Genomic DNA, 19,948 nt, shown 5'->3' with positions numbered 1-19,948 from the left:
AGCCGGAGTGGCGGAATGGCAGACGCGCTAGACTCAAAATCTGGTACTCTCTGAGTGTATGGGTTCAAGTCCCATCTCCGGTACCATTGTTTCTTTTTTCTGTTTTTTATTTTCCCCTGTGCAATTCAGTCTGGCGTTTTTCGCGCCATGAAGCGATGCGCCTGCGGGATTCGGGATCGGGGACGCCGCGAGTGTTACGGATGGCGCGAATCTGCATGATTCCTTCGATCCAGCCATACGATTTCGCATACCGTTTCATGATGGAATAAACTCCTTGTTTGGTGATCCGATGCCGGTCGCCGAGCTCTTCATAGCTTGAAAAGGGTAATCCGGCGGCGTCGGTGAGAAGATCGGCATGTCTGGGGGAATGCTTCCGGATTTCGATCAGGTCTTTCAGGATGCGGGTGACGGCAAGCTCCTGAAAGGCGAGTTCGCGGAGCGCTTCCTGACGTACGGACTGATAGAGTTTTTCGACTTCATATCCGGTCAGGTCGGCGAGTTCTTTCCAATTCTGCTGCATCTTGTTCTCCTTAGAGCTTATTTAGGGATAAACTCTTATCGTTTCTTCCCGGAACTGCCGGGATGCGGATTACCTGGAATAACGGGGCATAATTCAAACTGTTCCGGTTCTTCGATGACGGCGCCGAAGCAATCGGCGGGTTCGCTGCCCGGCAGATCACCGGCAAAAATACCGTTCCGGCCGGTACAGTCGATTTGCCCGGCCAGCTCCCTGAAACGGCGCTGCCGTGCGGCCAGCACTCTTTTCCGGGCTTCCCTGACCAGCCGGCATTGGAGGCACAGCGTATCCCCGGCGATCGGGTCGTTCCGGCGGCACCGGACGCATTTTCCGGTTGTTTTGCGTTGATACATCTTTCTTCCTTTCCGTTGCGAACGGTTGAACAAACAGGTCCGGCGAATGCAGACCGTATACCGGAACGCAATTTGTCAACTCCCCCGATTGCCGGTTTACGGCAAGTTCTGCTTGTTTCCCTGTTTTTACGGCGGATTTGGTTGACGAAACCGCAAAGGGAAGAGAAGCAAACCATAACAATTGGGAGCATGACACGATGGAAAACTTGAAGTTCTACAATTGGTCGGAAGTACGCCTTCCGGCCGCAGGCGCCGATTCGCTGGCGGTGAAACTGACCGGAACCGTGGCGGATGAGGTGAAGGTGATCGATACGGTCGAAGCGGACAATTTTGTGTTCCGCACCGACGACTGGCTTCCGGGACTTTACGTCTATCAGCAGAAGACGGCGGGAGCGGTGACCGGAGCCGGCCGCTTCCGGCTGGAACAGGACCTCGAACACGCCGCGGAGGATTTCGATCCGCGAAGCACTGCGGAGATCACGCTTGAAGCGATCGACGCAATGCTGGCGAACCGGGCGACGGTTCAGCAGCGCTGGGTGGCGGTCGGCGGAAAGGCGATCGGCTATTCCCCGATTTCGGAGCTGAAACAGTGGCGGGAATACTACCGCGAGCAGCTGGCGGCCGAACAGGCGCAGGCGAACCGGGAATAGGTCACGCAAGTTCAAACGGAGTATCGAATCATGGCGATCAAATCAATCAAGGGCAGTTCCGCGCGGAAGCCGGGACCTGGGGTTTTCGACTGTTTTGCACAAGACCTGTTCGGCAATCCTGATGTCACCGAATGGTGCGAAGTCGGCAACCGCCGGGTATCCTGTGTTGTTTCCCGGAACGGAGAGGAATCGGACGGCGGGGAGGGATTCCGGCTCGGATTTCTCGAATCGGACTGGCGGCAGCTCGGCGAGGTGTCGGGCGTGACTTACCGGCGCCGCCAGTACCGGATCACGGCACAGGAGCTTGATGCTTCCGGCCTGATCCGGAACATCTCCCTGAAATCAGGCGAAGAACCGCAGCGGGTCGCGGTGGTATACGCTTCAGTTTCACAGTAGGGAATTTTGAAAACAGGCACTGATTCTGACCCGGTGTGGAGTTTACGATTTAACCGGCGGATGTTCCTCCCTGTTCTTCTGTCAGGAGGGAGTCCGCGATAAAGGAAATTTCTTATGGATACACGTGTGATTTCACACCTGTCCTAACAAACTTTTGAAGGGGTGAAAAAAGTGGAGCCAACTTGTCCGTAATAGTATATTACGGTTGCCTAAACCACAAGGAGGCTCCGTAATGAAAAATACATCAGTCAGATACCGTGGGTGGTCAATCCGGTGATCGACTACAACGTGCGTCACGAGGGGCCGTTGGAGGATTCCGGACTGTACATCGCCTGTGACAAAACCGACCGAGGGGCGATCACCAATGTGCATCTGCGCGGCACGGCGGCGAAGGTCGGGACCTATTTGTTCCTGACCGAAGCGCAGACATGGGATGAAGGCGGCCAGTACGATTATCTGCCGTCGTCGTTTCCGGCTGGTTCGGGATCGGTGCCGGTGGTGGTTTCGATCTATGAGAAATTCGACAGGGGAACCGTGATTGTGCAGGACCCGGAAGTGGAATATCTCAGGAATCCGGATTTTCTGCGGCTGCTCTCCGGCGGCTACACCGGTTCGGCCCTCGGATCGTTCACCCGCTCCGGCGACATATGGCGCCGGACTGCCCGTGAGCTGATCAATGCCTCCTTCAATTTGTATGAGGTATTTGATTATCAGGTTGCGCGCAGCGGGGATATCTGGCAGCTGTCGGGAAGGCGTTACTTTTCGGATGAAACTCCTTTGGAATTTGAAGTGCTGGCATCCGCATCGGCTATTCCGGGCTCGGAAATCCCGCCCTCCGGCACATGGTCGGACGGCGTCACGTTTGTCGGCGACACCCGGTATTTTGTCGAAGGGCGGGGATTCTTCGACAACAAGGGATTGGAGGGGTGCTTTCAGGGCTGGGACGGTTCGTTCCTGATCGCTGACGGAAACGGCGGCTGGCAGATCGACGGAGCGACGGTTTTTCCGGCGGAACTCACCGGCGGGACGGCACTGCCGTACAGTCCGGCGACTTCGGAAAAGGTCGGAAAACACACGGTACGGGATCTGGCGCTGGAAAGCCTCAATCTGAATCGGCTCCCCGATGCGGGGCAGCTCGCTTTCGCAACCGGTGCAAACGGCACGGCAGGCGGCTACTGGCCGTTCTACCCGCTGCACCGCCAGATCGCTCCGCCGAACGGGACCGACGGAGTAGTTGCTCCGACTGTTTCCGGACATTTCCGGATCAAGCATCGTGAGGAGACCCGAACGGCATCGGGAGGGGATATATATACGTATTATGCGTCCGGTGATTCCTGGGAACATGTGAATGCTTCGTTAAAAGAAGAACGGAAAAATAATTACACAATCACAATTTCACCGGGAACACTGTCCGGTGCGAGCCGTAATGGCGACATGCTCCAACGGTTGTTTCTATACAATCCGGAGGCTTCTGGTGACTTCGAACTTGACAAAACTTACGATTATGACTTTGCACTGAAAAGCAACGGTGTTTACAATGGCGAACCTTATTCATCTACCACGACGGAGAACAAGACTGAACGTTCTGAAATTATCGAGCAGTTGAGCGCTACCTCGGATTTGCAGCTTTATCTGGGCTATGGCAGGCCGGCTGCCGGAGAAAAGGTGCAAATCTACAGTACTGGGAATGGACAGGGCGGCGGCAGTTGGAAAATCCGGACAACTAAAACAGATAAATATATCTCTGATGGTGAAACATTGACCGATGAAACGACGACCGAGGAATCCACTGTCGGAGCAACTGGCAGCTTTGCCGCCCGGATCTTGGGCGAAGGTGTTGTGCTGCCTTCTTACCGGACGGTAACTCGCTCCAATTCCCTGAGAGCCAGCACGGATGGTCGTCATCAGGAAGATTCTGCCTGGAAAAACGTGGTCATGGAAATCACAATCACTCACACGGCAATGGTGATTTACGAGAACGGCCGGGTAAATCAGGATAAATCAACAGCTGTGACCTACATCAAAAAGGTGACGGTCACACGGGCGAACGGGGCGGACGATGTCGAACAGATTGAGGAAAACACCTATGACATGGATTATGAGGCTACTGCCTACAATGAGGCTGTTGCTGAAGTGAACGTGAACGTCGACAGCCCGGAATCAGTGATTCCCGACGTCTCTGATTCCGGTGCCACCTCTGGAGAACGCAATGGAAATGCCCAATATTCCGAAACTATCAATGAAACGGAGAGCAGCTTTTCTCCATAGACCGTTTGTCATCCGGAATTGGTATGGTTATAGTTGAATACATCATTGGGATTTACGGATGTGGTCGGCAGACTATGACAGATGAATATCAGGTGACGCCGTTTATTGTAAATCTTTGTGTGAAATAATTGAGATGAGATGCCTGATTTAGTCTCAAACTGTCGGGAACTGGCCTCGGGATGTTATAATTTTTTATAAAAATGGCATCCCTGGGCCGTATTTCCCTGGTTTCCGAAGAGAAATGATAATATCGAAGAAACTATGCCAAAACGAAAAGCATGATCTGTTGAGCTGTATGAGAAGCAGATTTGGAGAACTATGAACTTAAATCAGGAAAAGAGAATGGAGCCGACTGTGGGAATCGAACCCACGACCTGCTGATTACAAGTCAACCGCTCTAGCCAACTGAGCTAAGTCGGCAGCCCATGAAAATACGCCTTAATATAGTGCGGTGTTTGGCGGCGTGCAAATCGTTTCCGGAGATTTTTTGGGGATTTTACCTTGAAATTTTGCAAAAAAATGGTACATTTCCTAATCTGTCCATGTAATTGTACCAGCGTTCGGAGCTTTTTGTTATGCCGGAAGAAAACAGCGTCGCTTATGACGGCAGCGCCATCAAAACCTTGTCCGCTCTGGAGCACATCAGGCTCCGGCCCGGTATGTATATCGGCCGCATGGGCGACGGTTCGCATCCGGACGACGGTATCTATATCCTGATCAAGGAGATCATCGATAACAGCATCGACGAATTCATCATGGGCCACGGCAAGCGGGTCGAGCTTTCCATCGAGGGGAATGAAGTGACCATCCGCGACTACGGCCGCGGCATTCCGCTCGACAAGGTCGTCGAATGCGTCTCCGTGATGAACACCGGCGGCAAGTACAACGACGATGTGTTCAAGTTTTCGATCGGACTCAACGGCGTCGGCACCAAGGCGGTCAACGCGCTTTCGGAATTCTTCCTGGTCCGGGCCGTCCGCGACGGCAGATTTCACGAAGCGACCTTCGAGCGCGGTGTGCTGACCGGTGAAAACGAGGGAGAGTGCGGCGAGAAGAACGGCACGTTCGTCCGTTTCATCCCCGATCCGACGCTGTTTCCGAATTATGCGTTCAAGCTGGAGTATATTGAAAAACGGCTCTGGATGTACGCGTATCTGAACAGCGGCCTCGCGCTCTATTTCAACGGCCAGCGCTATCTCTCCGCCAACGGCCTGCAGGACCTGCTCGAATCCGAAACCGGCGAGGAACGGCTCTACAATGTGATCGCGTACCGTTCCAAGACCATCGAATTCGCGCTGACCCACAGCGACAATTACGGCGAAACCAGTTTCAGTTTCGTGAACGGCCAGTACACCAACGACGGCGGCACCCATCTCTCCGCATTCAAGGAAGGGGTGCTCAAGGGAATCAACGAGTTTTCGGGCAAGAACTACAAGGCCGACGAAATCCGCGACGGCATGATCGGCGCGGTCGCGATCAAGATCAAGGACCCGGTCTTTGAATCCCAGACCAAGAACAAGCTCGGCAATACCGACGTGCGCGGGCCGATCGTCGCGGCGGTGCGCGACGCGATCGTGGACTATCTGCATAAAAATAAGGACGTCTCCGAAATACTGCTCGACAAGGTCGCCCGCAATGAGCAGATGCACCGCCAGATTCAGGAAGTGAAGAAGAAGGGGCGCGAAACCCAGCAGAAGACGCGGTTGCGCATTCCGAAGCTGAAGGACTGCAAGTTCCACATCGGCGACAAATGGCCGCGCAACCTGGAAAAATCCGATACGATGATCTTCCTGACCGAGGGCGATTCGGCGGCGGGGTCGCTGGAGGTCTGCCGCGATGTGAACAGTCAGGCGATCTTCGCACTGCGCGGCAAGCCGATGAACTGCTACGGCGAGAAGTTCGACAAAATCTACAGCAATGAAGAACTGACTTTCCTGATGCAGGCGCTCGGCATTGAGGACGATATCGAAAACCTCCGCTACGACAAGGTGGTGATCGCGACCGACGCCGACGTGGACGGACTGCACATCCGCAATCTGCTGATCACCTATTTCCTGTGCTTCTTCGAGCAGCTGGTGCTCTCCGGCCACTTGTATGTGCTGGAAACGCCGCTTTTCCGCGTGCAGAAGCCGAAAGAGAAGCCGGTTTACTGTTACAGCGACGCCGAACGTGACGCGGCCGCCGCGAAGCTGGGCAAAAAGGCGGAGATCACCCGGTTCAAGGGGCTTGGCGAAATTTCGCCGAAGGAGTTCGGCCAGTTCATCGGCGAGGACATCAAACTGCAGCCGGTCACCCTTGAAAACATGCGCAACGTGCCGGAACTGCTCGGCTTCTTCATGGGCAACAACACTCCGAAACGGCGCGAATACATCATGAACAACCTGGAAGTGCACAAATATGAGTGACGAACCGGAAAAGAACGAATTGGACGCGCCGGTTCCGCTCGACGCCGAAGTCGTTTCCGAAAACGACGATACGGCGGAAAACGGCGATCCGAACAGCGTTGCCGCCGAGCGCTACCGCGGCAATAACGACTATTTCCGGACCATGATGGACCGGAACTTCCTTGAATACGCCAGCTATGTGATCAAGGACCGCGCGATTCCCGATGTGGACGACGGACTGAAGCCGGTGCAGCGCCGTGTGCTCTGGGCGCTCTATCAGGTCTACGACGGACGCACCCACAAGGTCGCGAACGTGGTCGGCAACACCATGCACTATCATCCGCACGGCAACGCTTCGATCGAGGATGCGCTGGTGGTGCTGGCCAACAAGGAGTATTACATCACCCGGCAGGGCAATTTCGGCAACATCCTGACCGGCAGCCCGGCTGCGGCGGGGCGTTACATCGAGTGCAGCCTTTCGCCGCTCGGCCATGAGGTGCTGTTCAACAACGACATCACCGAGTTCGTCGACACCTACGACGGGCGCGGCGTGGAGCCGGTAACGCTGCCGGCGAAGGTCCCGTCTCTGCTGATGCTGGGCAGCGACGGCATCGCGGTCGGCATGGCGACCAAGATCATGCCGCACAACTTCAACGAGTTGCTCGAAGCCGAAATCGCGGTGCTGCGGGGAGAGGAGTTCGAGCTTTATCCCGATTTCCAGCAGGGCGGGCTGATGGATGTGCGCGAGTACAACGACGGCAACGGCAAGATCACGCTGCGCGCGAAGATCGAAATCGTCGGCCGCGACCTGATCATCCGTGAAATTCCGGCGACCACCTCCACCGAAACACTGGTCGCATCGATCGAAAAAGCCGCCGAAAAGAACAAAATCAAGATTTCGAGCGTGAATGACTACACCACCGACAAGGTGGAAATCAAGGTGGTGCCGACCCGCGGCTACGATCCGGAAAAGACGATGCAGGGGCTTTACATGTACACCGACTGCTCGGTGTCGATCTCGGTGAATATGACCGTGATCCGTGAAAACCGCCCGGTGCAGATGAGCGTCTCCGAAGTGTTGCGCCGCAACGCCGACAAGCTGCTGGAATACCTGAAGCGCGAATTGGAAATCGACCTCGCCAAGCAGGAGGACCTGTTCCACGCCAAGACGCTGGCCCAGATTTTCTTCGAGAACCGCATCTACAAGAAGATCGAGGAGTGCAAGAGCGAAAAGGAGGAATATACCGAGGTGCATGCCGGGCTGGCTCCGTTCCGCCACCTGCTCCGCCGCGACGTGACCGATCAGGATATCGACAAGCTGCTCGCGCTGCCGGTGCGCCGGATCAGCCGTTTCGACATCGAGAAGAACCAGCGCGAACTGGCCGAGGTTCTTGCCAAAATGGAGGAGATCAAAAAGAATCTCGGTTCGCTGAAGAAGTACGCGATCAACTACCTGCGGAAACTGCTCGACAAATACGGCAAAGATTTCCCGCGCCGCACCGAGATCGAGCATTTCGAGAAGATTGACCGCCGCGAGGCCGCTTTGAACAACATCAAGGTCGGCTGGGACCGCAAGAACGGTTACGTCGGCACTTCGATCAAGAGCGACGACATTCTTGCCTGCAACGAATTCGACCGCTTTCTGTGTGTGGAAAAATCCGGTTCGTACAAAGTGATCGCGCTGCCGCCGGAGAAGCTTTTCATCGGCAAGCTCTACGATTTCCGCAAGTACGACGCGGCGACCGAATTCGGCGTGATCTACCGGGAAACCAAGAGCGGCAAATATTACGGCAAGCGCACCGCCATCGGCGGTTTTATTCTGGACAAGGAGTACAATCTCTGTCCGGTCGGCTGCAAGCTGGAACTTCTGACTCCCCGCGCCGATGCCGTCTATATGCTGACTGTCGCCGGAGCGCGCGGCAAGCAACAGCAGACTGAACTCAATTTGATGGAACTGCCCGCCCGCTCCCCGAAGGCGCGCGGCATTCTGATCTCCTCCAAACCGATCGTCAAAATCACCCATAACCGTTATTTGACGCCGGAGGAATTGGCTGCATTGAGCTTGAAAACGGAAAGTGACGACGAAATAACGGATGAAAACGACGAGTCGGCGAACGGCGGCGGAAACGGAAATGCCGGGACGGCTTCCGGTGAAACCGCTGCGGTGCCGCAGGCTGCCGAACCGGTCGATCCGCCGGAGCTTTCCGAACCTGTGAAAAAAATTGAGAAACCGGCGTCGGAAGTGACGGCGAAAATAACGGAAACTGTGGAAAAATCCGCTCAGGCACCCTCAAAAAAAGTCCCGGAAGTGACGGAGGATGCTCCGCCGTGGGATACCGCCGACGGCGCCACTGTCGTGATGGAAAAAGAAGTGGCGGCTCCCGAACCTGCGAAGCCGAAGAAGAAAGCCGGCGAGGCGAAACCCCATTCCGAACTGCCGCCTCCCGAAGTTCATCCGGTCGACTTCGGCGTCGAACAGCCGCCGAATTTCGATGAACCGCTGGTGCTGACCGCCGATCCGGAGCCGCCGCGCAAACCGCGTCACAAACCGGCGGCGCCATCTGTGCCTAAAGAGCCGCGCATTCAGGTTCCGCCGCCGGACGGTGACGACGAATTCGGCATCGTCCAACCCGAATTCGGGTTCTGACGGGAGGCAGCCTCCGGCGGCCGGGTGCGCTTCGCCCCCCGGTCCCCCCCGACCGGCAAGGTGCCGGCGCCGGGTACGGTTTTGGATTTTTTGCAACGCAAAAAATTCAAAACCGGGGAGAGTATCTATAAGTTTATTTGTTTTATCGGCAGTATCCGCCACCGGGTGGCACCCGGTCGGCGGCCAAGGGCCGCAAGACCCGCCCGCCGCGAATGCGGCAGGGCTTTCCCGGAAAGCTTCTGAGGAATTGGCGTGGAAGTTTGAATTTGTTCCTTGCCTCCGCAGAGGGATGCGCGATTGGAAAGCGGAGATGAATCTCCGCACTCCAAGGTTGCCCGTCTGCCGGGCATAGGCTTGAAGACGGGATATTCCGGCAGTTGTGACATGAATTTCCTAAAGGAAAAGGAATAGAAGATGGCATTTATTCAGTGTGGGTTTCATTCGGATGTGTTGGGCCGGGCCTGTGCGATGAACGTGATTCTGCCGCAGAAGGTGAAAACGCAGATCGGAATGGCCAGTTCGGGATCGGGCCGGAAGGATTATCCGGTGGTGTATCTGCTGCACGGCCTGAGCGACGATCACACGATCTGGAGCCGCCGCAGTTCGATCGAACGGTATGCGGCGGAGTACGAGGTCGCGGTGGTGATGCCGAATGGGGAGCGCGGCTTCTATACGGATATGATCGAGGGATACCGCTACTGGACGATGCTGTCGGAGGAGTTGCCGGAGATCGTATGCAACCTGTTTCCGGTGAGTCCGCGGCGGGAGGATACGTTCGCGGCGGGGCTGTCGATGGGCGGCTACGGGGCGCTGAAGCTGGCGCTGCGCCGCCCGGACCGGTACGCCGGGGCGGTGGGGCTGTCGTCGGTGACGGACATCCGGGCGCGGATGGAGTCGGCGGACTGGAAGACGATGGGCCGGGAACTGAACAATATTTTCGGTTCGGCTTCAGACCTGATTCCGCGCGGCAACGACCTGTTCGAGCTGGCCGCGAAAGCGGTGAACGCGCCGGAGACGCCGCGCATCCTGACGGTCTGCGGGACGGAGGATTTCCTGTATCAGGATAACCTGCGTTTCCGCGACCATATGCGGGAGCTGAACTTCCCGAACTACGAATATCTCGAAGCTCCGGGCGCCCACCAGTGGAGCTTCTGGGATCTGCATATCCAATACGGGCTGAAATTTTTACTGGAAAACCGCTGAAATGTCTGATCGGCCGCCGCAATCGCTGGAGGCGTTCCGGCAGGAATCGCTGCTGAAACGCAACTGGATTCTGTTCTGGAGCTATATCAAAATCACCAGCCTGGTGCTGGGGGGAGGGTACGCGATCATCGCGGCCGCGCAGGAGGAGTTCGTCCGCCGCCGCGGCTGGCTGACCGACGACGACGTGGTTGAAATGATCACGATCACCCAGACCGTGCCGGGCATTCTCGCGTGCAATTCCGCGATCTACGTCGGCTGGCGGATCGGCGGATACAGCGGGGCGCTTTCGGCGCTGGCCGGATCGGTGCTGCCGTCGCTGGTCATCATCATGCTGATCGCGGCGGGGGTGGATTCGATCCGGCACGTGATCGAGACTCCTTATGTGCAGGGGGCGTTTATCGGCGTAATCGCCTGCATCGTCGGCATGGTGGTCGTGACTGCGCTCAAAATGCGCAAAAAGGCGGCCAGGAACGTATTCGGCTGGTGCGTCGCAATCGGCTGCTTCGTCGGGCTTTCGGTGTTCCGGATCAGTCCGGCGTGGCTGATCGTCGCGGCGATCGCGGCGGGATTGATCAAGGTCGGAGTTGGTTCCGCCCTGAAGAAAATCCATCCGGAGAAAGGGGAAGCGGCGCAATGACGATTCTGCAGCTCTATCTGGTGTTCGCCAAATTCGGCCTTCTCTGCTTCGGCGGCGGCTATATGCTTGTACCGCTGCTGACCGCCGAACTGGTGGGACCGGGCAAGCCGCTCGCTCCCAAAGAGTTTTCCAGCCTGGTCTCGATCGCGCAGGCGACGCCGGGGCCGATCGGAATCAACACCGCCACTTATGTCGGCTTCACCCAGCATGGCGTGATCGGTTCGATTCTGGCGACCGCCGGAATCATCACTCCGGCGCTGATTCTGGTGATTCTCGCGATCAAACTCCTGAAACGGTACGAACAGAGCCTTCCGGTGCAGGGCTTTCTGGCGGGGATGAAACCGGCCTCCTTCGGGCTGATCCTGTCGGCGGCGGTGATCTTCGCGGAGCTGTCGGTCTTTTCCGCCGATATCCCGTGGCATGGCATCTGGCAGTGGCTGACCGGGGCGACGGTGGATTTTCACGGCTTTCACCTGCGGATTTCCGCATTGCTGATTGCGGCGGCGACGACTGTGGTCATGCTGAAAACCCGCATTTCCTTTATGTATCTGTTGCTGGTTTCCGCCATTCTCGGCGCTTTTCTGTGCCGCTAACAATCTATCAGGCCGCCGGAGGCGATTCGCGTGGGAAGCCTGCCGTTTTGAAGGCTGGCGGGGCTGCCCCCCTGCGGGTTGCAGACCTTGTGCGCTACGCGGCCTGATTTTCCATCAGGCTCCAATAGCTGGGCGCATAGCGCACAAGTGTCTCCGACGGCCAACGCTTTCGCCGTTGGATCACGACCGGCAACGTGCCGGCGCGGAATATCTTATCTGGCCAGTTTTTGCTTCAGCGCAGGTTCGATTGCGGCGTAGATCGTGTCCGCGATGACCGCCATGCCGCGGTCGCCGGGGTGCCAGTTCACGCCGCCGTTGGTGAAGTGCCCTTCGCTGCCCGCCCGGTTCTCCGGGAGCGCACCGGGCGTGGCGATGTCCGCGAACAGCACGTTGTTCGCCGCCGCCGCTTCGCGGATCATCTGCGTCAGTTTGGTCGGTCCGCCCCAGTTGGTCACGCAGACGATGATCGGATTTCCGTCGCCGCGCAGATCGCGGATCATCTGTTCGTAGTTTTTCTGAAACACCTCTCTGGTCTGTTTGCCCCGGTAGTTGTCCGAAACCTGAATCACGATCACGTCGGCTCCGCTGTTTTTCAGTTTGTCCCAGCCGAGCATGTGTTTCTCATCGGCAATCCGCGCGAGCTGCAGTTCCGGCGCTTTGGCCTGTTTTGCCGTTTCGCTGATCTTCCTGTGCAGCAAATGGGCGTAATCCTTTTCTTCCGCTGTCGCCGCCATGCCCCAGTCCGTGTTCCAGCCGAGCTGCGGAGCCGCCCCGTGTTTCATAATGCTGTTGCCGATCACCAGCACCTTGCGAATCTCTTCCGCGCGGGCTCCGCAGCAGAACAGAACCGCCGTCAAAAGCAGTGCAATCCGTTTCATCTTTCTTACCTTTCCTGAGTTATGTTGTGTTATGGAACTTCACCCCGGTTACCGGAGGCCAATTCCCGTTGGGGAAGCCCTGCCGCTTTCGCGGCGGGCGGGTCTGCAACCCTGCGGTTTGCAGACCTTGTGCGCTACGCGGCCTGATTTTCAATCAGGCACCGGTAGCTGGGCGCTGTAGCGCACAAGTGTCTTCGACGACAAGGGCGCTTCGCCCCTTGACCCCGACCGGGTAGCACCCGGTGGCGTATACTGCTGGCAGACCTCTCGCTACCTATTATTAATCCCCCGGTTTTGAGCTTTTTGCGCAGCAAAAAGCTCGAAACCGTATCCGGCGCCGGCACCTTGCCGGTCGGGGGGACCGGGGGGCGAAGCGCCCCCGGCCGCCGGAGGCAAGTCCCTGCTGCGCTACAGCGCCGCGAGAATGGCGCGGGCGATCGCGGCCATGCCGCGGTCGCCGGGGAAATCTCCGGCTTTGGGATAAACGCCTTCCGAGGCGGCGTGGTTGGCCGGATCGTCGTAAATTTCACGCAGGGAGACGAAAATCGCGTTGCGGCTTTTGGCGGCTTCGGCGATCACGGGTTCGAGTTGCGTATTTTTCCAGGGACCGAGGCAGACGATGGTTTTGGGGGAGCCTTCGCGGAGTTCGTCGATCATCTGGGCGTAGGCGTCACGGTATTCTTCAAGGGAGATGCCGCCCTGATAGTTTTCGGAGAGCTGGATCACGACGAGGTCGGCGTCGCAGGGGATCAGGTGGACCCAGCCGGTCATTTCGTCCTGATACATGATGCTGTCGACGGCGAGCCGGAGATCGGGGGAGTGTTTCTTGAGCTGCCCATGGAGCCGGTGGACGAAGTCGTTTTCGCGAGCGGTGGCGGCGAGGCCCCAGTCATGATTCCAGCCGAGGGCGGGCAGGGGGGCGCAGGCGGTGAGGCTGTCGCCCACGACGAGCATCTTCTGATATCGGGGGGCGGTCGCGCATCCGGCGAGCAAAAACAGCACGGCGGCGACGGCCGGGAGCATGGTTTTCATCATGGAACCTCTTGTTTCACATCGTTGGATAACAAGTTAACTATAGACCGGAAATTCTGTTTTTGCAAATGGGATTCCGGGAAAAATCGGAATTTGATTCTTTTTCAATTTTTTTTGTTCCGCATATTGACATTGAGTGGAAAGTTTGGTATAATATAGGCAGGAAACGTGTTTCCATAACGAGTTAAACTCTGCGAGGAAAATATGAGTTTGAAGAAATGTTCGATCCGCGATGTTGCAGCGCTGGCTGGCGTGTCGATCAGCACGGTGTCGCGGATCTTGAACAATCACGAGAAAGCGAAAACGATTCCGCCGGAGGTGCATAAGCGGGTACAGGAGTGTGCCCGGCAGTTGGAATACGTGCCGAACGCGAATGCGCGCCGGGTGTTCAGCCACCGGGCCGGGATCATCGGGCTGCTGGTTCCCTCCTACAGACAGATGAAAATGCATATTTTCGAGGACGGCCATCTGCGGCGGCTGATCAGCGGCATCGAAGAAGGGCTGGGAGAAAACAAATACCGGCTGCTGCTGATCTTCAACGACGAGCAGTTTCAGGAGAACCGGGAATACATGTCGCTGATCCGCTCCCAGGATATCGACGGACTGCTGGTCTGGGGGGCGCAGCCGGATGAGGAGTACTGGCGCGAGCCGGTCGAAGCCGGCCTGCCGGTGGTGTTTGCCGTCACGCTGCCGGGCAAACCGGAAGCGCCGTTCAACTATGTGATCAACGCGACGCGCGAAGGCGCCCGGCGGGCGCTGCAATTGCTGCTCGACCGCGGCCATCGGCGCATCATGTATTTACGCGAAACCGGCAAGGCGCGCTTTCTGGTCGAACAGATGGATCTTGCGGTGCGGGAAATGGAACAACAGAGGCCGGACCTGAAACTGGAATGGGTGGATATCAGCCGGAAATGTGAAGATTTACCGGTGGAACGCTTCCGGCAGCCGTTGCCGCCGACCGCGATTTTAAGCTATAATTATGCGATGGCGGAGGAGGCGATCGGAGTATTGGCGGCGGCGGGATACCGGGTGCCGGATAATCTGGAAGTGGTTTCCTGTTACAGCTTTCAAAGCGAAAAGGGCTGGGTCTCCACCATCGTGGTCGATGATTTTGAAATCGGCCGCCTTGCGGCCGAAGCCATTCAGAAATTGATTGAACAGCCGGATTACCGGGTTCGGCTTGAAGTTCCTGCGGAACTGATTCAACGTAAAACAACCAAGGCTCAATAGCAGTCGGAAAGGATCATTATGGAAAGAAAATTCACATTAATTGAATTGTTGGTGGTAATTGCGATTATTGCGATTCTGGCCGGTATGTTGCTGCCCGCCCTGAATCAGGCTCGGTAAAAGGCGTATGCGATCAGTTGTTCGGGAAACTTGAAACAGATCGGTACTGCCGGAACTTTATACGGCGATGATTTTGAGGGCTGCACCGTCCCCACCATGGCCCCCACTGATGCCGGGTCGAGTTCGGAAGACAAAATGCGGCACGTCAACCTGTGGCCCGGAAAATTACGCTCTTATCTCGGGCTGCCCACATCGGCGGACGCATCCGGTTATTATATTGAGAGTTCCAGGCAATATAAACCCATGTTCTGTCCGAACATCAGGGATGAATTCGGCTATGGTCATAACGCGCAATACCTGAGCATTCAGACAGACCCGAATTTGGGCAACAGGAACGACTATAATAAGTATATCAAATATGGCCATTTCAAAAAGCCCTCCTCGGTTGTTTTTGTCGGGGACAAATATATCGGGAAGGACGATCCCCGCTACAACGACGATGAGCACTGGTCCCCGATGCTCGGAACCGGCGGCTGGGGATTCAAGCAGGGCGGCGGATGGTCCACTCTGGCATTCCGTCACGGCACGAAGACCAATGTCGTCTGGCTGGATGGTCATGTGTCCGCGATGGATGCGAATTCGGGAATCGTGACACGGAGTTCCTATGATCAGGAATGCGATATTAACTACTGGGGACGCCAGTGATTGAGGAAAAGATATCTGTTATGCGCAGTCTGTTGTTTTTAGGGGTGTTATGTGCCTTTTCGCGGACTTTGTCCGCAATGGAGCCATATGCTCCTCCGCCCCGTCCGGCGGATCGGATCGGAGTGATTTCCGTTTCGGAAATTCCACATGGTCCGGCCTTTGCAGGCCGGGCCGCCGCGGAACGGCGTTCGCTCAATGGAACCTGGAAGTGTTCCGGGCTGGAAACCTCCGACGCCCCCTTTGCCGAGTCGCCGGAGCTTGACCGTAAATTCTCGGCTCCTGAATTCGACGATTCCCAATGGGACGCCATCGCGGTCCCCCTGGATTGGTACCGGCAATATCCGAATGTGAAAGACGCCGGAAAGCCGTTCGTAAAGGGGTATTACCGGACAAGCTTCGAACTCTCGCCCGACGACCTGAAAAAACGGCGGGTCATTCTGAAATTCGATGTGGCGGGTTACCGGGCGGAGGTTTTCCTGAACGGCGTTCCGATCGGCTCGCACCATGGCGATTTCACCGGGTTCGAGGTTGACGGAACCGCCGCCGCCAAGGCGGGACGCAATGTTCTTGCGCTCCGCGTTCTTTCGGACCACCTCGGACTCTGGCACAATAAGGAGGGCTCCAGATACAAACCGACTCACGCTTACGGTTCGTTGTGGGGACCGGGCGACATCAAGGGAGGGCTATGGCAAAGCGTCACCCTGTCGCTTGAACCGGAAATCAGAATCCGCAGCTTTCGCCTGACGCCCGACTTGAAATCCGACCGGTTGATCGTCCTCTATGAGCTCGAAAACCATACCGGAAAAACCGTGAAAGCAGAACTGACCGGACGGGTTTCGCCCGCAATTCGCGGTGACGAGAAGCAATGCACCGGCGAAAATTCGCCTCTGTCGCTGCTGCTGAAGCCCGGCCGGAATTCCGGCCGTCTGGAGATTCCTCTTGACGCACCCCGCCGCTGGACGCCGGATCAGCCGTATCTTTATTTTCTGACCTTCCGGGTCAACGCGGGCGGAAAAACGCTCGCCTGCGCCACGGAACGGTTCGGCTTCCGCGACTTCCGGATTGCGGACGGGAAATTCCTGCTGAACGGGAAGCCGATTTACCTTTTCGGCCAGAATATCACTTCCCGTAATTACGGCGGTGCTCCGGGTGACCTGGAGAATGCTCCGCGCCAAATCGAAAACTATCTGAAGCAGTTGAAAGCCGAAGGCTACAACATCGTGCGCACCGCGCATATGCCGCTGCTGCCGGCCGGTTACGAAATTGCCGACGAACTCGGCATGATGATCTACAATGAATGGGCCTGGTGCTTCACCAATATTCTCGATAATGATGAGTTTGAAAAAAACAATTTCCCGGAGCTGCTGGAATTTTTGAACGCCACCGGCAACCATCCGTCGGTGGTGATGTGGAGTCTCGGCAATGAAGTGACCCACTTCGGCCGCCCGAAAGTGCAGGAGTTCATGAATCGGCAGGTCGGGCTCATGCGGCGGCACGATTGGCAGAACCGCCCGGTGAGCACTTTCTCCGGCGCTGCCCAGTGGCACGACTTCGGCGATGCGAAGCTCGATACCGATGTGCACGACCGGCACGAATACACCGCGCTGCACGAGCCGTGGGTGCATTGGCGCGACCGGGCCGATTACCACTATGACGGCGAATGCAAAGTTTACGGACGCAATCCCCGGGGACGTCTGGCACATCCCCTGATCAGCTGGGAAACGGTCGGCTTCAGCTGGGGAATCAAGGCCGAACCGGGATTCCGGCCCGGCGATGTCGATCAATATATGCAATATGCGGGCCGTTCGCCGAGCTGGGGAGATCCGCAAGGGATCGGCTTCATCGGCTGCGCCCCGCTGGAACAGGCGCTGGCGCCGGGATTCGGCCCCTGGGCGCAGGCCCGGTTCGGCAAACGGGTTTTTACGCTCTACCGGCTCGACGACCGTTATGCCGGATTTGCGCCCTGGTTCGAGTCCAATCCGGTCGCGACGGTCTGGACGCAGCCTTTGCTGCCGGTGCTGCATTCGGACAACGGGCTCTTTCCACAGAACCTCTTCTCCGGCGATTCCAGCCGGTGGAATCTTTCGGTCGTAAACGGCACCCCGGAGAAGGCCGCCGGCCTGAAGCTCAAGTTCTCGGTCGTGCTGCCGGATGGGACAAGTTATCCCTGCGGCGAAACGGAAATTCCCGAAATTGCACCGTTGGCCAAGGCGGTTACGCCATATGAACTTACTTTGCCGGAACTGCCGCAGGGCAAAGCCCAGTTGCGGTTGACGCTCCTGAATGACCGGGGGGAGACGGCCGGACAGAACTGGTTCGATCTTTTCGTCGCGCCCCGTGCCGTATCGGCACGGAAAATCGACCCGGTCCGGCCGGTATGCGTACTCGACACCAGGGCTCCCCGCAATGTGGCGGAGCTGCGGAATATCCTGAACGGCTTCGGGATAACGCATCAGGTCGTCGCATCCGCCTCCTCGGTCCCCGACGGCGGCTGCCTGATCGTGCCGGCGGAATACCCTGAACCGCAGACCGTAAATCCCGGATTGTCGTCGGAAGTGGACGACCTTGTCAGGAAACGCGGCGGCATACTTCTGGTTCTTGAGCAGAAGAACCCGGATTCATCCATGCCCGGAGGGCAGAAAGTATTCAGCAAGGGAAATAATTTCATTGATCTGGTCGTCCCCGGCCATCCGGTGTTCCGGGGGCTTTCGCGGGATGAATTCGATACCTGGAACAACCCGGATCACGGTTATGTGGTCAGCGGCTCCTTCGCGCCGCATACCATAAATGCCATCGCCGTCCGGGGACCGGGCCTGAATAAAACCGACCTGATCTCCAACGCGATCGTCGAAGGAACCAGCGGAAAAGGCCGGATTGTGCTGTCGCAGCTGAATGCGGTCCTCTGCCGGAACAGCGACAGTGCGGCTGCGGTCTACCTCGGCAACCTGATTGCATACGCAACGGCGACTCCGGTATTGTGGGCGGAGGCGCGGCCGCTCGTCGAAGCGGAGAACCGCGAATATTCCGCGGTCGAATCGCGCCTGTCGCCTGTCGACCTGGCTCCATACGCCAATCGGGGATTCGCCGATGAGGTCGACAATGACGGCGAAGGCGGCTGGCTCGACCAGGGACGCAATGATTTCCGAACGGTTCCGCTCGGACGGCAGACGGCGGGCGGCATCCTCTTTGATATTCTTGATCCGGCCGAAAACTCCGGACGTTCCTGCCTGGTATTGCGCGGTTCGGCCCGCCCGCGTTTTCCGGCGGCAATCCGCGATATCAAAATCGGCAAACGGGCCTCCCGGCTCTTCTTTCTGCATACCGCAGGCTGGGGCAAGACGAACAGTCCGGCCGGAGCCTACCGGATCAACTACTCGGACGGCACGAAAGTGGATGTTCCGTTGCGCGGCCAGACCAACATCGGCGACTGGTGGGCGGTTTCCCAGCTGCCGGAGGCAAAGGTGGGAATCCGCTGCCGGTCCGCGATCATGGCCGAAGTCGGCGCATTCGTGATGGAGTGGGAAAATCCGCGGCCTTTTGTTCCGATCGCTTCCTTCGATTTTCTTTCTGCACAGGCGGCGCGGGACGGCAAGGTGAATTATATTCCGGCCGAAGAGCCGGTGCCGGTTCTGATCGGGGTGACGGCCGAGGAGCTGCCGGCGGATGCGGCCGACCTGCTGGCGCCCGATATATTCAGAGGCTTTTCCGATATGAAGGAGAGCGGCACCAGCCTTCCCGGCAAAACCCGCCTGCTCCGGCGCCGGGGGAAACTTGCACTGGAAGTCGTCTTTCCGGCCTCAAAAGAACGCGATGTCCCGGCGGCGATGCTTTCCTTCGATGCCGGAAAAATCGGACGTTCGCCGGAATATCTGGTCTTGCGGATCCGGAGCGCGAAGTCCGGTTCGGTTCAACTGCTTTTGCCCTCGCAGGACTGGTCGGGACAGTATTCGGGGAAAATCAAGCTGCGCGGCGACGGCCGGTGGCATACCTATCGGCTCCGCCTGGGGAAGGAACTGCGGAAATCAGGCAATATCTCCAGTCGAAACCTGCGGGGAGAATTGTTCTTCTTCTACCGCAACTTCGACGGCGACAGCCGCCTCCGTCCCGCTCAGGAATTTACGGTTCAGAGCATTGCACTGGAGTAAGAGCTTATTTAGGGATAAGCTCTAAGGCGGCGGGCTTCCCGTGAGAGAACCGCAAGACATGCCGCCCGGGAGATCCGGCGCGGTTTCAAAATCGGCTGTTCTTGCGGCCCCTCTCCTTGAAATCGGCGAAAGTTGCGGTTACATTGAAAGGAGAAACTCACACCTGTCCTAACAATTTTCAAAATGGCGTAATTTTCTGATTACGCCCCCTCATTTTCATCTATTTCACACCAATTCTCAAAAGTAGCCCCCC

The 19,948-nt window shown here is 57.3% G+C and carries 16 protein-coding genes and 2 tRNA genes; 13 read left to right on the top strand and 5 right to left on the bottom strand.

Features of this window, described 5'->3' with window-relative positions; genetic code table 11:
• Position 1: 1 nt before the first annotated feature.
• Positions 2–86: transfer RNA gene (locus C8D82_RS07345), tRNA-Leu, on the top strand.
• A 20-nt stretch (positions 87–106) separates the two neighbouring features.
• Here C8D82_RS07345 and C8D82_RS07340 read toward each other — a convergent pair.
• Together C8D82_RS07340 and C8D82_RS07335 are read right to left on the bottom strand one after the other, a co-directional pair.
• Entirely contained in the window at positions 107–520 is a 414-nt protein-coding gene (locus C8D82_RS07340; protein WP_116883627.1) for a hypothetical protein, read from the bottom strand.
• 35 nt (positions 521–555) lie between these two features.
• Positions 556–870, bottom strand: coding sequence for a hypothetical protein (locus C8D82_RS07335; protein ID WP_116883626.1), 315 nt, complete (start codon positions 868–870; stop codon positions 556–558).
• A gap of 197 nt (positions 871–1,067) precedes the next feature.
• On the opposite strand from C8D82_RS07335, the gene C8D82_RS07330 reads away from it, so the two are divergent.
• The 3 genes from C8D82_RS07330 to C8D82_RS07320 all read left to right on the top strand — a co-directional run bounded on the left by C8D82_RS07330 (position 1,068) and on the right by C8D82_RS07320 (position 4,184).
• Entirely contained in the window at positions 1,068–1,520 is a 453-nt protein-coding gene (locus C8D82_RS07330) for a hypothetical protein (protein ID WP_116883625.1), read from the top strand.
• Between the two features lie 30 nt (positions 1,521–1,550).
• Positions 1,551–1,916 (top strand): hypothetical protein, encoded by a 366-nt coding sequence (locus C8D82_RS07325; protein WP_116883624.1) that lies wholly within the window; start codon positions 1,551–1,553, stop codon positions 1,914–1,916.
• Positions 1,917–2,189: 273 nt separating this feature from the next.
• Positions 2,190–4,184 (top strand): hypothetical protein, encoded by a 1,995-nt coding sequence (locus tag C8D82_RS07320; protein WP_133245101.1) that lies wholly within the window; start codon positions 2,190–2,192, stop codon positions 4,182–4,184.
• Positions 4,185–4,527: 343 nt separating this feature from the next.
• Here the strand turns inward: C8D82_RS07320 and C8D82_RS07315 are convergent.
• A tRNA-Thr gene (locus C8D82_RS07315) sits at positions 4,528–4,604 on the bottom strand.
• A 155-nt stretch (positions 4,605–4,759) separates the two neighbouring features.
• Between C8D82_RS07315 and C8D82_RS07310 the strand changes: the two genes are divergently transcribed.
• The 5 genes from C8D82_RS07310 (at position 4,760) to C8D82_RS07290 (ending at position 11,648) form a co-directional block, all read left to right on the top strand.
• On the top strand, positions 4,760–6,589 hold the full coding sequence (locus C8D82_RS07310; protein WP_116883622.1) for a DNA topoisomerase IV subunit B: 1,830 nt from the start codon (positions 4,760–4,762) through the stop codon (positions 6,587–6,589).
• Complete coding sequence (locus C8D82_RS07305; protein WP_116883621.1) at positions 6,582–9,215, top strand: DNA topoisomerase IV subunit A; 2,634 nt, start codon at positions 6,582–6,584, stop codon at positions 9,213–9,215. Before C8D82_RS07310 ends, C8D82_RS07305 begins: the two co-directional genes overlap by 8 nt.
• 414 nt (positions 9,216–9,629) lie before the next feature.
• Positions 9,630–10,418, top strand: coding sequence for an alpha/beta hydrolase (locus tag C8D82_RS07300; protein ID WP_116883620.1), 789 nt, complete (start codon positions 9,630–9,632; stop codon positions 10,416–10,418).
• Position 10,419: 1 nt separating this feature from the next.
• Complete coding sequence (locus C8D82_RS07295) at positions 10,420–11,055, top strand: chromate transporter (protein ID WP_116883619.1); 636 nt, start codon at positions 10,420–10,422, stop codon at positions 11,053–11,055.
• Complete coding sequence (locus tag C8D82_RS07290) at positions 11,052–11,648, top strand: chromate transporter (RefSeq protein WP_116883618.1); 597 nt, start codon at positions 11,052–11,054, stop codon at positions 11,646–11,648. Before C8D82_RS07295 ends, C8D82_RS07290 begins: the two co-directional genes overlap by 4 nt.
• Before the next feature lie 212 nt (positions 11,649–11,860).
• Here the strand turns inward: C8D82_RS07290 and C8D82_RS07285 are convergent, their stop codons facing one another.
• The gene (locus C8D82_RS07285; protein WP_116883617.1) at positions 11,861–12,526 is read right to left on the bottom strand and encodes an SGNH/GDSL hydrolase family protein; all 666 of its coding nucleotides are present in this window, start codon (positions 12,524–12,526) and stop codon (positions 11,861–11,863) included.
• Positions 12,527–12,934: 408 nt separating this feature from the next.
• The gene (locus C8D82_RS07280) at positions 12,935–13,561 is read right to left on the bottom strand and encodes an SGNH/GDSL hydrolase family protein (protein WP_116883616.1); all 627 of its coding nucleotides are present in this window, start codon (positions 13,559–13,561) and stop codon (positions 12,935–12,937) included.
• Between the two features lie 201 nt (positions 13,562–13,762).
• Between C8D82_RS07280 and C8D82_RS07275 the strand changes: the two genes are divergently transcribed.
• The 4 genes from C8D82_RS07275 (at position 13,763) to C8D82_RS07260 (ending at position 19,695) form a co-directional block, all read left to right on the top strand.
• Positions 13,763–14,788 carry a LacI family DNA-binding transcriptional regulator gene (locus C8D82_RS07275; RefSeq protein ID WP_116883615.1) on the top strand — a complete coding sequence of 342 codons (1,026 nt, stop codon included), beginning with the start codon at positions 13,763–13,765 and terminating at the stop codon, positions 14,786–14,788.
• An 18-nt stretch (positions 14,789–14,806) separates the two neighbouring features.
• Positions 14,807–14,905, top strand: coding sequence for a type II secretion system protein (locus tag C8D82_RS07270; RefSeq protein ID WP_116883614.1), 99 nt, complete (start codon positions 14,807–14,809; stop codon positions 14,903–14,905).
• 30 nt (positions 14,906–14,935) lie between these two features.
• Complete coding sequence (locus C8D82_RS07265; protein WP_116883613.1) at positions 14,936–15,550, top strand: hypothetical protein; 615 nt, start codon at positions 14,936–14,938, stop codon at positions 15,548–15,550.
• A 122-nt stretch (positions 15,551–15,672) separates the two neighbouring features.
• A complete protein-coding gene (locus tag C8D82_RS07260; RefSeq protein WP_187144136.1) occupies positions 15,673–19,695 on the top strand; it encodes a glycoside hydrolase family 2 protein in 4,023 nt (1,340 codons plus the stop codon).
• Positions 19,696–19,948: the final 253 nt, after the last annotated feature.

This window comes from Victivallis vadensis (genome assembly GCF_003096415.1).
Classification (GTDB): domain Bacteria; phylum Verrucomicrobiota; class Lentisphaeria; order Victivallales; family Victivallaceae; genus Victivallis; species Victivallis vadensis.
This window is presented reverse-complemented; position numbering and strand designations above follow the sequence as displayed.

Excerpts from the sequence above, each read along its gene's own strand:
- C8D82_RS07340 (WP_116883627.1), bottom strand. The coding sequence starts at position 520 with ATGCAGCAGAATTGGAAAGAACTCGCCGACCTGACCGGATATGAAGTC.
- C8D82_RS07335 (WP_116883626.1), bottom strand. The coding sequence starts at position 870 with ATGTATCAACGCAAAACAACCGGAAAATGCGTCCGGTGCCGCCGGAAC.
- C8D82_RS07330 (WP_116883625.1), top strand. The coding sequence starts at position 1,068 with ATGGAAAACTTGAAGTTCTACAATTGGTCGGAAGTACGCCTTCCGGCC.
- C8D82_RS07325 (WP_116883624.1), top strand. The coding sequence starts at position 1,551 with ATGGCGATCAAATCAATCAAGGGCAGTTCCGCGCGGAAGCCGGGACCT.
- C8D82_RS07310 (WP_116883622.1), top strand. The coding sequence starts at position 4,760 with ATGCCGGAAGAAAACAGCGTCGCTTATGACGGCAGCGCCATCAAAACC.
- C8D82_RS07305 (WP_116883621.1), top strand. The coding sequence starts at position 6,582 with ATGAGTGACGAACCGGAAAAGAACGAATTGGACGCGCCGGTTCCGCTC.
- C8D82_RS07300 (WP_116883620.1), top strand. The coding sequence starts at position 9,630 with ATGGCATTTATTCAGTGTGGGTTTCATTCGGATGTGTTGGGCCGGGCC.
- C8D82_RS07295 (WP_116883619.1), top strand. The coding sequence starts at position 10,420 with ATGTCTGATCGGCCGCCGCAATCGCTGGAGGCGTTCCGGCAGGAATCG.
- C8D82_RS07290 (WP_116883618.1), top strand. The coding sequence starts at position 11,052 with ATGACGATTCTGCAGCTCTATCTGGTGTTCGCCAAATTCGGCCTTCTC.
- C8D82_RS07285 (WP_116883617.1), bottom strand. The coding sequence starts at position 12,526 with ATGAAACGGATTGCACTGCTTTTGACGGCGGTTCTGTTCTGCTGCGGA.
- C8D82_RS07280 (WP_116883616.1), bottom strand. The coding sequence starts at position 13,561 with ATGATGAAAACCATGCTCCCGGCCGTCGCCGCCGTGCTGTTTTTGCTC.
- C8D82_RS07275 (WP_116883615.1), top strand. The coding sequence starts at position 13,763 with ATGAGTTTGAAGAAATGTTCGATCCGCGATGTTGCAGCGCTGGCTGGC.
- C8D82_RS07270 (WP_116883614.1), top strand. The coding sequence starts at position 14,807 with ATGGAAAGAAAATTCACATTAATTGAATTGTTGGTGGTAATTGCGATT.